Here is a 13,754-nt window from a genome sequence, read left to right as displayed (position 1 = left end):
TTGACGTGTATGTTGTAATTATAACACAGAGAGCTGTCGAAATCAAAAAGGGGTCATATGTTTCACGTGAAACATTTGGTAATTATTAATAAAATGCAAAAATACTGTAAAAAAGCGAGAAAAAATGATAAAAGTGTGATAAAATTAATTATAAATTTCAATTAGCGATAAACCGGTCAGGAGGATATCCTCCTGACCAGTCACTGTAAAGAGCAATATCAAATTCATAATATAGAAAAGAGGTAAAGATTTTGGGATTATTAGACAACATGCTATCAAAAAGAGAGATTAAGAAGCTTGAGGCCAGGGCTCAGAAGATAAACGCACTGGAAAGCAGATTTGAGGCCATGACAGACACCGAGCTGAAGGCCATGACGCCCGAGTTCAAGAAAAGGCTCCAAAACGGAGAGACAGTAGATGATATCCTTGAAGAAGCTTTTGCAGCATGCAGAGAGGGAGCAAAGAGATCTCTGGGCATGAGGCATTATGATGTTCAGCTCATGGGAGGTATGGTCCTGAACAGCGGAAGGATCGCTGAGATGAGAACAGGAGAAGGAAAGACTCTCGTGGCTACACTTGCGGTATATCTGAACGCCCTTGAGGGAAAAGGAGTTCATGTAGTCACTGTCAATGACTACCTTGCAAAGAGGGACTGTGAATGGATGAGCAAGCTCTACAATTTCATGGGGCTTACCACAGGAGTAATTGTTCACGGAATAAGCAATGAGCAGAGAAGAGCTGCGTATAACGCAGATATAACATACGGAACCAACAATGAGTATGGCTTTGACTATCTGAGAGACAATATGGTCATATTCCAGAATCAGAGAGTGCAGAGACCGCTTAATTATGCAATAGTGGACGAGGTCGATTCAATACTTGTGGACGAGGCAAGAACTCCGCTGATAATATCAGGCGCAGGAGACAAGTCGACTTCACTCTATACGACTGCAAACAGCTTTATTCAGCTTCTCAAGCCAGAAGAAGATTATACGGTAAATGAGAAGGACAATGCTTCTTCACTTACAGATGAAGGATTAAAGAAAGCGGAGAAGTTCTTTGGTGTAGACAGTATGACGGATATAGCAAATATAGAAATATACCATCATATAGGACAGGCGCTGAGGGCGAATACGCTCATGAAGCTTGATGTGGACTATGTAATAAAAGATGGAGAAATCGTCATAGTTGACGAATTCACCGGAAGACTCATGTTCGGAAGAAGATATTCAGAAGGGCTTCATCAGGCCATAGAGGCAAAGGAAGGCCTTAAGATACAGAGAGAATCCAAGACTCTCGCTACAATAACATTCCAGAACTATTTCAGGATGTACAAAAAGCTTTCCGGTATGACTGGAACTGCAAAGACAGAGGAAGATGAATTCAGATCCATATACAAGATGGATGTAGTCCAGATACCTACAAACAAGCCGACTCAGAGAAAAGACCTTGACGATGCGGTATACAAGAATGTAGAAGCCAAGTTCAAGGCAGTAGTGGAGCAGGTGGTTGAGGTTCACAAGACAGGACAGCCGATTCTTATAGGAACGATCTCCATAGAGACCTCAGAGATGCTGTCTGACATGCTCAAAAGAAGAGGCGTAAGGCATGAAGTCCTCAATGCGAAGAACCATGAAAAGGAAGCGGAGATAGTTGCTCAGGCCGGAAGATTTGGAGCAGTAACTATAGCTACCAATATGGCCGGAAGAGGAACGGACATAATCCTTGGAGGAAATCCGGAGATAATGACCGTAAAAGAAATGAAGAAGCGCGGATACGAGGATCATCTAATAGCGGAGTCGAGCGGGTTCAGCGCAACAGATGACGAAGAGATAATAGAGGCAAGAAAGCTGTATCAGGAAATACTGGCTCAGAAAAAACTGGAGCTCAAGGAAGAGCAGGAAAAAGTCAAGGAAGCAGGAGGACTTTTCATACTCGGTACAGAAAGACATGAGTCAAGACGTATAGACAATCAGCTGAGAGGACGTGCCGGAAGACAGGGTGACCCGGGAACCACAAGATTCTTCATTTCACTTGAGGATGAGCTCATGAGGCTTTTCGGAAGCGAGAGGATCCAGGGAATGGTAGAAAAGCTTGGAATGGAAGAAGACGACGCAATAGAGCACAAGATGCTTTCAAAATCCATAGAAAGCGCTCAGAAGAAGGTCGAAGGAAAGAACTTCTCCATAAGAAAGAGCGTTCTCCAGTATGACGACGTAATGAACAAGCAGAGAGAGATAATATACGCAGAGAGAAAGAGAGTGCTCGAGGGTGAGAATATCAAGCCTGAGATAATGGAGATGATAGACTCGCTTGCCGATGCAATCGTAGATAAATTCTGCCCTGAGAAAACATATCAGGAAGAATGGGATATAAAGGGACTCAAGGAGAAAATCCAGCAGCAGTTTGCAGCGGACATAAACATAGAGGAAGAAATCTCTAAGATAGACAATTCAAAGATGAAGAGTCTCATAAAAGACATGGCCCGCAGGATATACGAGATGAAGGAATCCATGCTTCCGGAAGAAGAGTTCAGGGAGCTTGAAAGAGTAATACTCCTTCAGGTAGTAGATTCAAAATGGATGGACCACATAGATTCAATGGATCAGCTTAGACAGGGAATGGGACTTAGAGCAATAGGACAGGAAGACCCTGTAAGAGCATATCAGATAGAAGGCTTTGACATGTTTGATGCTATGACAGAGAGCATCAAGGAAGAAACTGTAAGATATCTTATGAGCTTCCAGATCCAGAAACAGGAAGAAAAGCCTGTGCAGATCCAGAGAAAGGCAGTGGTAGATCTTGAAAAGGTTCAGGAAGGATTTGAAAATTCGCTTGAAGAAAAGGCAGCTGCACCTAAAAAGACCGAAAAGGTAGTAGGAAGAAATGAAGAGTGCCCGTGCGGAAGCGGAAAGAAATACAAAAAATGCTGTGGAAAGGATCAGTAGAACATGCTCAACTATGCGGAACATAAACTGAAGATGGAAAAAATACAGGAATCTCTTAGCGAGATCAGGGTGTCTCTTTGACATAGATGGCCTTATCACAGAAAAAGAGATTATTGACAATCAGATGCAGGACCAGAGTTTCTGGGAGGATCTTGAAAACAGCCAGAAGCAGGTAAAGAGGAACAAGGAGATAGAAGATATACTTGAGGATTACAGGGATGCCGAAACAGGCGTCCTTGACCTCGAGGTGCTTTTTGAGATGGCCCAGGAAGATGAGTCGATGGAAAAAGAGCTTGAAAAAGAGATCGAGACCATACATGGGAAAATCGAGGAGCTGAAGCTTGAAACCATGCTGGATCAGGAGTATGATGCCAACAATGCCATACTCTCGATACATGCAGGAAGCGGAGGCCTCGATGCACAGGACTGGGCAAAGATGCTGCTCAGGATGTATACGAGGTTTGCTCAGGAAATGAGATTCAGTGTAAAGGAGCTCGACTACAATCAGGATCCGGAGGCAGGAATAAAATCTGTGACCCTCAGGATTTCAGGAAAGAACGCATACGGCTTCCTGAAATCAGAAAAAGGCGTTCACCGCCTGGTGCGCATGTCCCCGTTTGACTCTTCGGGAAAGAGGCATACCTCATTTGCGTCAGTGGATGTAATACCAGAGCTGGATGACACGGTAAAGATAGACATAAACCCTTCAGACCTCAAGATAGACACATACAGGTCCGGAGGCGCCGGAGGTCAGCATGTGAACAAGACTGATTCTGCAGTAAGGATAACCCATCTTCCCACAGGAATAGTGGTTCAGTGTCAGAATGAGAGATCACAGCTGATAAACAAGGACGTATCAATGAAGATGCTAATGGCAAAGCTCATAGAGCTTAAAAAACAGGAGCACAAGGAAAGGATAGAGGATCTTCAGGGAGAATACTCTCAGATAGGCTGGGGAAGTCAGATAAGATCATATGTATTCCAGCCATACACTCTCGTAAAAGATCACAGGACAGGAGAAGAGTCTGGAAACGTCACGAGCGTTATGGATGGAAACATAATGCCTTTCATACTTGCGTATCTGAGATCTCAGAAATCATAACCTCAATGTTATCCACAGGTTGCTAAAATAATCTGTGGATAATGTGGATAAGTTGCAATTTTATACACAAATGTGAAAAAAGGAAATCATGAATAAATATATGAGAGCGGCTTTTTCAGAAGCGCTGAAGGCTTATAAACTGGGAGAAGTACCGGTTGGATGCGTAATAGAAAAAGACGGCGAGATAATCGGAAGAGGCCACAATCTTGTGGAAAAGTCAAAGCTGGCAACGGGGCATGCCGAAATAATAGCAATAGAGCAGGCATGCCGAAATTCAGGAAGCTGGAGGCTCACGGGGAGCAACATATATATAACCCTCGAGCCCTGCATAATGTGCACGGGAGCCATACTTCATGCAAGGATAGAAAATATCCACATTGGAGCGCTCGACCCTGTCAGGGGAGGAGCCATAAGCAGAATACCTGTGATAGCCGAAGAACTTATACCAGGCTCAAACATGCTCATAATAGAGGAAAGCAGAGCCTGTTCATATATATTGAGCAGATTTTTCAGGAATCTGAGAATTAAGAAGGAAAAAAATAAGTGAATAAAGAAACATTCAGGGCAGACTGTCATATACACACCAGAAATTCTGACGGGTATGATGACGTAGATTCCATAGTAGCAGCCTGCGTGCAGAAGAATCTTACGCATATGGTCGCAACGGACCATGATACATTCAGGGGATATGAAGAAATAAGGTATAAGGCAGCTGAGGCAGGCATAAGTACAGTTAAATCCATAGAAATATCAGCGATAGACAAAGACGCAGGAAAGAGGATACATCTCCTCGGATATAACATAAAGGATGAAGAAATAATAAACAGGCTCTGCGATGTCATGATAGAGCAGAGAAACGAGAAAGCCGCGAGGCAGATCAGTGAGCTGACGGCCATAGGATATGATATAAGCTATGACCAGCTTTATGACTTTTCAGGCGGATATATATTCAAGCAGCACATATTCGATGTTCTTTACAGGACCGGCCAGACAGAAAGCATGTTTCCTGAAATAAATGAAACGCTCTTCAGAAATGGCGGAAGGTGCGAGATAAAGATGGAATACATTGACATAAGGAAAGCTGTCAGGGCGGTAAAGGATTCGGGAGGATACGCAGTAATAGCGCATCCCGGTCAGCAGGACAACCTGTATATTGTGGATGAGCTTGTCAGAGAAGGACTTGACGGCCTCGAGCTCAATCATGCATCCAACAGTGAAAAGTACAGAAAGCTGATAACAGAAAAAGCTCTGCAGCACGGACTCATTCTTACAGGTGGAAGTGACTATCATGGAAAATATTCAAGAAGAGATACAGGAATAGGGGAGTATCTCTGTGAGCATAGCGCTCATATAATATTTCAGTAATTATGGAGGAGAAATGGATTTTGTAAAAGACTTGGGAAGAAAGAAAGAAAGCAAAAAACTGAGCCATATAGAAAACAAGAATATAATAGAAAATTACAATACACTTGTAGAAAAATACAACGAGATAAACGGCTTTTCTCAGGACGTGGTAGAAAAACACAACCTGCTTGTAGAAAAATACAACCAGCTTGCAGAGGATAGCGAGACTGAAAAAAGAAGATATGAAGAAGAGCTGAGGCTTCAGAAGGATGTGACGCTCAGGATAGAGAGCAAGTTTTCAGAGCTTCAAAAACATGTGGACAGGCTTCTCGAATCATATGAAAGTCTTGAAAAGGAAAATGCGAGGCTGGAAGAAGTAAACAGGAGCCTTGAGAAATATATCGAAATCATGGACAAGACAAAGAAGTTGCCTGTAAAGAATGAAAGAGGGGCCGGAAGGAAGAAGAAATACAATCAGGATCACATAGACAGGATAATTAATCTTAAGAATTCCGGAAAAGAGTACCTTGAAATAGTTGATCTTCTCAATTCTGAATTTGAAGACATGCAGTGGGGTATAAAAGAGGTAAAATACGTATTCACGAGATATAAAAACATGAAGTAATTTTAACTTAAAATTAATTATACATGATAAGGCGGGAGACAATATGGAAAAATCAAAGGTATATTTCAGTGATCTTTATGCGACTTCAAAAAACAACAACATGGCAGCGAGTCTTAGAAAGCTGTTCGACAAGGCCGGTTTTGGAGAAATCATATCTGAGAATGATCAGGTAGCCGTAAAGCTTCATTTCGGAGAAAAAGGAAACGTGACCTTCCTTAATCCGGTAAATGTAAGACAGATAGTGGACAAAATAAAAGAAGCCGGAGGAAAGCCGTTCCTAACTGACACAAATACTCTCTACTCCGGATCAAGGACAAACTGCGTGGATCATATACAGACTGCCATAGAAAATGGATTCGCATACTCAGTGGTAGGAGCGCCGATAATAATAGCAGACGGAATGTACAGCAGGAACTCTGAAACGGTAGAGATAAACAAGAAGCATTTCAAGGAAGTAAAGATTGGCGGAGAAATCTACAATTCGGACTCAATGATAGTCATATCCCACTTCAAGGGACATGAGATGGCAGGTTTCGGGGGAGTAATGAAGAACCTTGCCATGGGATGCGCTACGGCTCCGGGAAAGCAGATGCAGCACTCTGACATAAAGCCTCAGGTAGACCCGCAGACGTGTATCGGATGCAGAAGATGCGTATCCATATGTCAGACAAAAGCCATATCTATGGTTGAAAAGAAGGCTGTTATAGACAGCGAGGTATGCTATGGCTGCGGAGAGTGCATAGTGGTATGTCCTGTAAGAGCCATATCAGACCAGTGGGCTACGGACAGCAACGTGTTTCTTGAGAAGATGGCAGAATTCGCTTATGGGGCAGTATCCAACAAGAAGGGCAAGACGGGATACATAACCTTTGTCATGAACATAACTCCGCTCTGCGACTGTGCAGGCTGGTCGGGAAGGCCGCTCGCAAATGACATCGGAGTGCTTGCGAGCACGGATCCGGTAGCTCTTGAGAGAGCCTGCCTCGATCTTATAATAAAGTCAGCTGGAAAAGACGTATTCAAAGAAGCCCATACGGGAGTGGACGGATCACTCATAATTGACTATGCCGAAGAAATTGGAATGGGCATCCAGGAATATGAGCTCATAAACGTTCATACAGGAAGGAATATTTTCTAGAGTATGTTATTAAAAAGAGGTATCAGATGGATATAAGCGATGGCAGTAAAAAACATGATGATATAGAAAAAAAACGCTCATTCATAATTAATGTTCTCTATTATGCGATCATCACGGCGATAGCAGTCTTTGCATTCAGATACAGCATAGAGTGGATGATGCCGTTCATCATAGGATTCATAATAGCGAGCATGCTCAAGCCGCTGATAAGGAAGCTGGAAAAAAAGATCAGGATAAACAGAAAGCTCCTCTCAGCGCTCGTGATACTTGTATTCTATGCAACTATGGGAGTGCTGATCGGATTTATTTCAGTAAAGCTGTTTGTGAGCATACGAGATGTTTTTTCAAAGCTTCCGGATATATACAAAAGCAGCATAGAGCCTTCTATATACACTGGATTTGAGTTCATAGTATACTGGTTCAGCAGGTTGGATCCAAGCATAATGCAGGGTCTCAATGACATAATAACAAGCTTTTCGACTTCGCTTGGAAATGTAATATCCTCCATATCCTCCGGAGTGGTAGGCATAATAACTAACATGCTTTCCTCGGTGCCTTCGTTTTTCGTAAAGCTCATATTTTCGATTATTTCCTCTTTCTATTTTGCAATAGACTACGATCTGATATCAAAATTCCTGAAAAGGCAACTGCCTGAAAAGGCATCGCATCTTCTTCTGGACATAAAGACGTACACGCTTCAGACGCTCCTCAAGTTCTGCAAGGCTTATGGAATAATAATCGGGATAACCTTTATGGAGCTGAGCATAGGATTTCTGATACTCGGAGTGGACAAGGCATTTACAATAGCAGCCATCATAGCTGTCCTTGACATAATACCGGTGCTTGGAGTAGGAGGCGCAATCTTTCCGTGGGCGCTCGTTCAGCTTATAAAAGGAAGATTCGTATTTGCCATCGGGCTCATCGTATTATATGTCATAGTTCTTGTAGTCAGGAATATAATTGAGCCAAAGGTCGTTGGAGGCCAGGTAGGGCTTCATCCGGTTGTAATGCTTATATGCATGTTCGCCGGAGTCAAGATCTTTGGAGTGCTGGGGCTATTCGTAATGCCAGTTGTGATAATAATCCTCAAGAATCTCAACGACAGCGGAAAGATAAGGATATTCAAATAGCTTCATCAAATAGAAACACTGCCTCCGTGTAGCCGGAATGGCAGTGTTTTTCTAAATCATGAGATACTTATCCTGAAACCGTGCCCTCTGACGGTCTCTATTTTTACATTCGAACTGGAATCAGCGAGTTTTTTCCTGAGGCGCTTTATACAGTCATCTATTGCCCTTGTCTCTATGAGATCTGAGGAGAATCCCCAGATATTGCTGAGCATCTCGCTTCGTCCAGCAACCCTGTCGCTGTGGTCTATGAGATATAGAAGGACCTCGAATTCCTTGTTCGTCAGATGAAGGATTTCAGAGCCGGACAAAACCTCGTGACGTCTGAGATTTATGACTATATCTCCAAAGCTGTAGATACATTCTCCGCTTTTCTGGTTTTCATACTCGATCCTTCTCAGTATAGAGGACACCCTGGCAAGCAGCTCCATAGAGGATACAGGCTTTGCGATGTACTCATCGCAGCCCATATTGATTGCAGTGACAAGATCGTTCTCAACAGAGCTTTCAGACAGTATCATTACAGGAACTGTGCTTCTCATTCTTATTATAGAGCAGAGATTGAAGATCTTCATATCTGATTCTTTGACATTGATTATGATGAAGCCGGAATTGTTTTTGCTGAATTCATCGAGAAATTCGTCAGGACTTTTGAAAATATCCACTGAAAAACCTTTGTCTCTGAGGATCTTTACGAATTCCTGATCTATATTTTCTGAAATGTCTACTATTTGGATAGTTTTATCTGTAATTTGCATATAAATCACCTCGATTCAGAAAAAATACTGACCATGAGTTTTCCTTATCTATATATTACCCATAAAATAAGTATGTCAGTCGTATTTTAAATAAAAATGCCTTAAATTTGCCACAGTCATAGCTTTATGGTTATGAGATCTCATAATGGATAAATATCTGACAAACTTAATATTTTTGTAAATAAATAATAATATATATGCTGTATAATTATTTCTGTATATTCCTATAGATTGCTTCATCACCGGAAGGAGGGGATCGGCATAGATAAACCGCTTATAGAAGTAAAGCATGTAAGAAAAGTATACAGGATGGGAGACGAGAGAGTTGTTGCTCTTGATGACATAAGCCTTGATATATTTAAAGGAGAAGTAGTATGCTTTCTCGGAAAATCAGGATCCGGGAAATCTACGTTTCTGAACATGGTGGCAGGACTCGAAAAGCCCACAAAAGGGGAGATACTTATTGGAGGGGTTCCTCTTCACAGACTCAATGAGGAGCAGGTGACCATGTTCAGGCAGAAGAACATAGGTTTCATATTTCAGGCATACAATCTGCTGCCGATGCTGACAACGCTTGAGAATGTCTCATATCCTCTTATACTTAGAGGCATGGAGAAAAAGGAAAGAATAAGGAGATCTCTCAGGGCGATTCAGGAGGTCGGGCTGAAAGGCTATGAAGAAAGAAAGCCAAGCCAGATGAGTGGAGGACAGCAGCAGAGGGTAGGAATCGCAAGGGCGCTCGTAGTCGAGCCCAAGATAATATTTGCAGATGAGCCTACGGGAAACCTCGATACCAGGACTACCGAGATAATAATGAAGATAATGCTGGACAAAGTAAGAGCCAACGATCAGACACTTATCATAGTAAGCCATGACAAGACCATAGCGGAGTATGCGGACCGCATAGTCACCATACAGGATGGAAATATTCTGAGCGTAGAAGAAAATCAGAACATAAGGATACCTCAGACGGATGAAGTCCTTGGAGACATTAAAAAGCTTGAAAACTGAGAATCAGAAAAAACACTGTAAAACTATTTGAAAGGAAACATCATGAAAAAAAGAATATTATCCATGATACTTACGCTAGTGATAGCTATGACGACAGGAATCAGCACGGTCGCATATGCAGACACGAAGGTAAGCGTAAAACAGACAAAGGGCTCAGTTGCCTCGGAGGGAGACACAAAAGCCACTGTCATAGTAGAAATAAAAAACACCACAAGTGAGACATTAAGAGGAGTAAAGGCAAAGATTGGAGTAGGGGAGCTTACATATTCACCCTACAGCGACGAGGAGGTTACCGTAGGAGACATAGACCCGGGAGTCAAGAAGACCGCTCAGTGGGTCATAAATGTCACAGGGCTCAAGCTCGAGAAGGTATACATGATGCCGGTAACGGTTACGGATGCGAGCGGCGTAATAGGAAGCACAGATGCTAGCATCTATCTTGCGACCGTAAATGAAGTTATAGAGCCGGATCCTGACATAAATTACAATCCTCAGATGGCTTTGACAGTAAAGCCCTCAGGCGGAGCACTCGTGAGCGGGAAGACAAATGAAATCAGCCTTGTCATTACAAACAGAGGAAATTCGCCGCTTCTTGATGTTACTGCATCAATAGGAGCGCTGGGCGAAGGCATGAGCCTCAAGGATTCTCCTACAGAGCTGAGGCTTGGATCCATATCAATGAGCAATTCAGAAAAGACAGCGGTATTTCCAATATATATTGAAGACACCCACAGCGGAGGAAACATTCCATTCACATTTACAGTAAAGGGAAATGACCCGAACGGCAAAGAAGCGGTATTCACAAAAACAGAATATATAACGGTAATAGGCGGTCCATCGGATGCAGACAGCCTGGAGATAGGAAACGTGAAATGCCCTCAGGAGATTGCACCGGGAAAAGACTTCAAGGTAGAGTTTCGAGTATCAAATACGGGAGCAGGCGAGCTCAAGAACATCAAGGTGACAGTAGAGCCTACAGCTCCTGTAGTGAACAAGACGAAGAACATATTCGTATCAACCTTTGCACCGGGAGAATCAAAGAGCTACAGCGTGACGATGTTCTCCGCTTCAAACACGGAGGCAAAGAACTACCCAATAAAGATAACCGTTGAGACCTCAGACAAAGAACCAAAGGCCATAAGCCAGTATACAGGGATATACGTCAAGGGGGACACAAGCACCAAAACCGTGCCTCAGCTGATGATAACAAACTATGATTACGGTGCGAGAGCCGTTGAGGCAAACCATCCGTTCAATCTCGGAATAACTCTAAGGAATACCAACTCCAGCCAGAGCATAAGAAACATAAAGGTTTCGCTCAGCGCAGAGGAAGGCATATTCATACCTGTGAATTCAAGCAACTCGTTCTATATAGATTCCATAGCTCCAGGGGGAACCTCTACACAGACCATAACCCTTACAAGCAAGCCGGATTCGCCTCAGAAGACAGTCTCCATATCGGTGGACATGACATATGAGGACAAGGACGGAAATCAGATAAGCGCAAAGGACACGATATCCATACCTCTGGTACAGGACCTCAGGCTCGTTATAGATGACATAGTACCGCCGGCAGAGCTGTATGCAGGCCAGCAGAGCTCAGTTACAGTTCAGTACTACAATATGGGAAAAACAGCACTTTCAAACCTCAGAGTTACAGCCGAAGGAAGCAACATAGAGTTTTCTCAGTCACCGGCAACCTTTGTGGGAAATTTTGAGGCTGGAAAGAATGAGTACTATGACCTGAGCATAATACCAGTTCAGGCAGGACCGGTAGAGGGGAATGTCGTATTTACCTTTGAAAACGCGGCTGGAGAAGAAACTCGCATAGAAAGGCCTTTCAGCTTCACGGCTCAGGAAATGCCGGCTGTTGAAGTTCCTGATGGCGGAGAGATGCCTGCGGAGGGAGCAGGCAGCCCATATACCAGATATATAATCGGAGCAGCAGTTGTTGCAGCAATAGCAGCATTTGTTATCTTCAAGAAACGCAGGAAGAAAAAGATGGATGACAGCCTCGACATAGAAATATAAGGCGGTGATAATATGAATTTCGCAGACCTTATGACGATGGGGATAAAGAACCTTCTCAGAAGAAAGACCAGGAGCATCCTGGCAATAATGGGAGTAATTATCGGAACCTGCGCCATTACGGTTATGGTATCGCTTGGAATAGGTCTCAGCTCGAGCTTTGAAGAACAGATAAAGAGCTTTGGGAACCTCCATACGATAGACATATATTCAGGCGGGGGAATGGTTATGGACTCGAGCGGACAGCAGAAGCAGGCAAAGCTCGATGACAAGGCCATAGCAGATATAGCAAAGCTTGATGGAGTTACGGCGATAACGCCCATAGAGACAGCCTATATGAAGATAGGGATAGGAAAATATGTTGCCGGAGTAAGCATAACAGGCGTAGATCCTGAAGTGTTCGAGAAATTCGGATATGAACTCAGGGAAGGAAGAAATCTGGCTGGAAACGATAAATATGCGATACTGTTTGGAAGAAACGTGCCAATGTGGTTCTACAATCCATATTCAAGCACGGGAGGATACAGCGAATCAGGAGAGCCTCCTGTAGACGTCATCTCAAACAGGCTCAAGCTCACGGCTGATCAGAACTATGGAGAAAGATACAAGAGCGACAACTCGGGCGGAGAAAAGGTCGACTACATCATCTATGACGCTCAGGGAATAGGAATACTGGAAAACGAGAACGATGATACCAGCTATACCGCATATATGAACATAGAGACCGTGAAAAAAATAAATGAAGAGACTGCAAAGGCTCAGGGGAACTATCAGAGCAAGAAAAAGGAGTACACGAATGCCAAGGTATATGTGGAAGACATAGACATGGTAAAATCGATCTCCACGAGCATCAAGGACATGGGACTCCAGAGCTTCAGCCTCAACGACATGCTCGATGAAATGAAAAAGACCTCCGGCATGATACAGGCGGTCCTTGGAGGGATAGGAGCAGTATCCATGCTTGTTGCGGCACTTGGAATATCTAACACTATGATAATGTCTATATATGAGAGAACAAAGGAAATAGGGATAATGAAGGTAATAGGCGCAAATATAAGAGACATCAAGTATCTGTTCCTGTTCGAGGCAGCCTTCATAGGATTTCTCGGAGGCATAATAGGCCTGATTCTGAGCTATGGCCTCTCCTATATACTCAACACATTCCTCGGAGCTGCATTTGGAGCATCCATGGGAATGGGAGGATCATCAATATCCATAATACCTGTCTGGCTTGCGCTTTCCACTCTGGCATTCTCTACAGGAATAGGAGTCCTTGCGGGATATCTTCCTGCAAAGAGAGCCATGAACCTGAGCGCGCTTGAGAGTCTCAGAAATGAATGATAATTAGGGTATTTACAAATATGAATACATGTAATATAATTAAGTTGTAATATGTCTTCGGGGCAGGGTGAGATTCCCTACCGGCGGTAAAGTCCGCGAGCCGTAAATGGCTGAACTTGTGAAATTCAAGTACCGACAGTAAAGTCTGGATGAGAGAAGATTGTTAGCAGTGCTGTGATATCGATTTATTCATTATATGAATATATTGATGTTAATGACTGATAAAGACAATTAGCCCCAGGTGATTCCACCTGGGTTTTTTTTGCTCAAATATCATACCCTCGGACATTATTAAAATATAATATAAATTTTAATAATTAAGGAGAGAATAA

The 13,754-nt window shown here is 43.1% G+C and carries 11 protein-coding genes and 1 riboswitch; of the genes, 10 read left to right on the top strand and 1 reads right to left on the bottom strand.

Annotation, left to right across the window (positions count from 1 at the left end):
• Positions 1–251 precede the first annotated feature (251 nt).
• The 7 genes from secA (at position 252) to ytvI (ending at position 8,287) form a co-directional block, all read left to right on the top strand.
• On the top strand, positions 252–2,948 hold the full coding sequence (gene secA, locus AC4PGZ_RS11845) for a preprotein translocase subunit SecA (RefSeq protein ID WP_492158821.1): 2,697 nt from the start codon (positions 252–254) through the stop codon (positions 2,946–2,948).
• Between the two features lie 3 nt (positions 2,949–2,951).
• Positions 2,952–4,050, top strand: a protein-coding gene (gene prfB / locus AC4PGZ_RS11840) for a peptide chain release factor 2 (RefSeq protein WP_492158820.1) whose coding sequence is annotated in 2 segments (ribosomal slippage) — positions 2,952–3,026 and positions 3,028–4,050 — 1,098 coding nt in all. Because the reading frame shifts where the segments join, the coding sequence is not laid out codon by codon here.
• 88 nt (positions 4,051–4,138) lie between these two features.
• A complete protein-coding gene (locus AC4PGZ_RS11835) occupies positions 4,139–4,597 on the top strand; it encodes a nucleoside deaminase (protein ID WP_492158819.1) in 459 nt (152 codons plus the stop codon).
• Positions 4,594–5,415, top strand: a complete 822-nt coding sequence (locus AC4PGZ_RS11830; protein WP_492158818.1) for a PHP domain-containing protein — start codon at positions 4,594–4,596, stop codon at positions 5,413–5,415. The genes AC4PGZ_RS11835 and AC4PGZ_RS11830 overlap by 4 nt, the downstream gene beginning before the upstream one ends.
• A 13-nt stretch (positions 5,416–5,428) precedes the next feature.
• The gene (locus AC4PGZ_RS11825) at positions 5,429–6,019 is read left to right on the top strand and encodes a hypothetical protein (RefSeq protein WP_492158817.1); all 591 of its coding nucleotides are present in this window, start codon (positions 5,429–5,431) and stop codon (positions 6,017–6,019) included.
• A gap of 43 nt (positions 6,020–6,062) precedes the next feature.
• Positions 6,063–7,157 carry a DUF362 domain-containing protein gene (locus AC4PGZ_RS11820; RefSeq protein ID WP_492158816.1) on the top strand — a complete coding sequence of 365 codons (1,095 nt, stop codon included), beginning with the start codon at positions 6,063–6,065 and terminating at the stop codon, positions 7,155–7,157.
• 26 nt (positions 7,158–7,183) lie between these two features.
• Positions 7,184–8,287 carry a sporulation integral membrane protein YtvI gene (gene ytvI, locus AC4PGZ_RS11815; protein ID WP_492158815.1) on the top strand — a complete coding sequence of 368 codons (1,104 nt, stop codon included), beginning with the start codon at positions 7,184–7,186 and terminating at the stop codon, positions 8,285–8,287.
• 56 nt (positions 8,288–8,343) lie between these two features.
• Here ytvI and AC4PGZ_RS11810 read toward each other — a convergent pair whose 3' ends face one another.
• A complete protein-coding gene (locus tag AC4PGZ_RS11810; protein ID WP_492158814.1) occupies positions 8,344–9,042 on the bottom strand; it encodes a response regulator transcription factor in 699 nt (232 codons plus the stop codon).
• A gap of 309 nt (positions 9,043–9,351) precedes the next feature.
• On the opposite strand from AC4PGZ_RS11810, the gene AC4PGZ_RS11805 reads away from it, so the two are divergent.
• The 3 genes from AC4PGZ_RS11805 to AC4PGZ_RS11795 are packed head-to-tail and all read left to right on the top strand — an operon-like array spanning position 9,352 to position 13,422.
• The gene (locus AC4PGZ_RS11805) at positions 9,352–10,053 is read left to right on the top strand and encodes an ABC transporter ATP-binding protein (RefSeq protein ID WP_492158813.1); all 702 of its coding nucleotides are present in this window, start codon (positions 9,352–9,354) and stop codon (positions 10,051–10,053) included.
• A gap of 42 nt (positions 10,054–10,095) precedes the next feature.
• Positions 10,096–12,084 (top strand): COG1361 S-layer family protein, encoded by a 1,989-nt coding sequence (locus AC4PGZ_RS11800; RefSeq protein ID WP_492158812.1) that lies wholly within the window; start codon positions 10,096–10,098, stop codon positions 12,082–12,084.
• A 12-nt stretch (positions 12,085–12,096) separates the two neighbouring features.
• Positions 12,097–13,422 (top strand): ABC transporter permease, encoded by a 1,326-nt coding sequence (locus tag AC4PGZ_RS11795; protein WP_492158811.1) that lies wholly within the window; start codon positions 12,097–12,099, stop codon positions 13,420–13,422.
• Positions 13,423–13,471: 49 nt separating this feature from the next.
• Positions 13,472–13,587: riboswitch (FMN riboswitch) on the top strand.
• The last annotated feature ends 167 nt before the right edge of the window (positions 13,588–13,754 follow it).

The sequence above is a fragment of the Proteocatella sp. QWL-06 genome (assembly GCF_058684135.1).
The sequence above is the reverse complement of the archived record's forward strand: the minus strand, read 5'-3'. Positions and strand labels throughout refer to the sequence as shown.

Bases quoted from the DNA above. Each gene is read 5' to 3' on its own strand.
- AC4PGZ_RS11835 (WP_492158819.1), top strand. From the start codon at position 4,139: ATGAATAAATATATGAGAGCGGCTTTTTCAGAAGCGCTGAAGGCTTAT.
- AC4PGZ_RS11825 (WP_492158817.1), top strand. From the start codon at position 5,429: ATGGATTTTGTAAAAGACTTGGGAAGAAAGAAAGAAAGCAAAAAACTG.
- AC4PGZ_RS11820 (WP_492158816.1), top strand. From the start codon at position 6,063: ATGGAAAAATCAAAGGTATATTTCAGTGATCTTTATGCGACTTCAAAA.
- ytvI (WP_492158815.1), top strand. From the start codon at position 7,184: ATGGATATAAGCGATGGCAGTAAAAAACATGATGATATAGAAAAAAAA.
- AC4PGZ_RS11810 (WP_492158814.1), bottom strand. From the start codon at position 9,042: ATGCAAATTACAGATAAAACTATCCAAATAGTAGACATTTCAGAAAAT.
- AC4PGZ_RS11805 (WP_492158813.1), top strand. From the start codon at position 9,352: ATGGGAGACGAGAGAGTTGTTGCTCTTGATGACATAAGCCTTGATATA.
- AC4PGZ_RS11800 (WP_492158812.1), top strand. From the start codon at position 10,096: ATGAAAAAAAGAATATTATCCATGATACTTACGCTAGTGATAGCTATG.
- AC4PGZ_RS11795 (WP_492158811.1), top strand. From the start codon at position 12,097: ATGAATTTCGCAGACCTTATGACGATGGGGATAAAGAACCTTCTCAGA.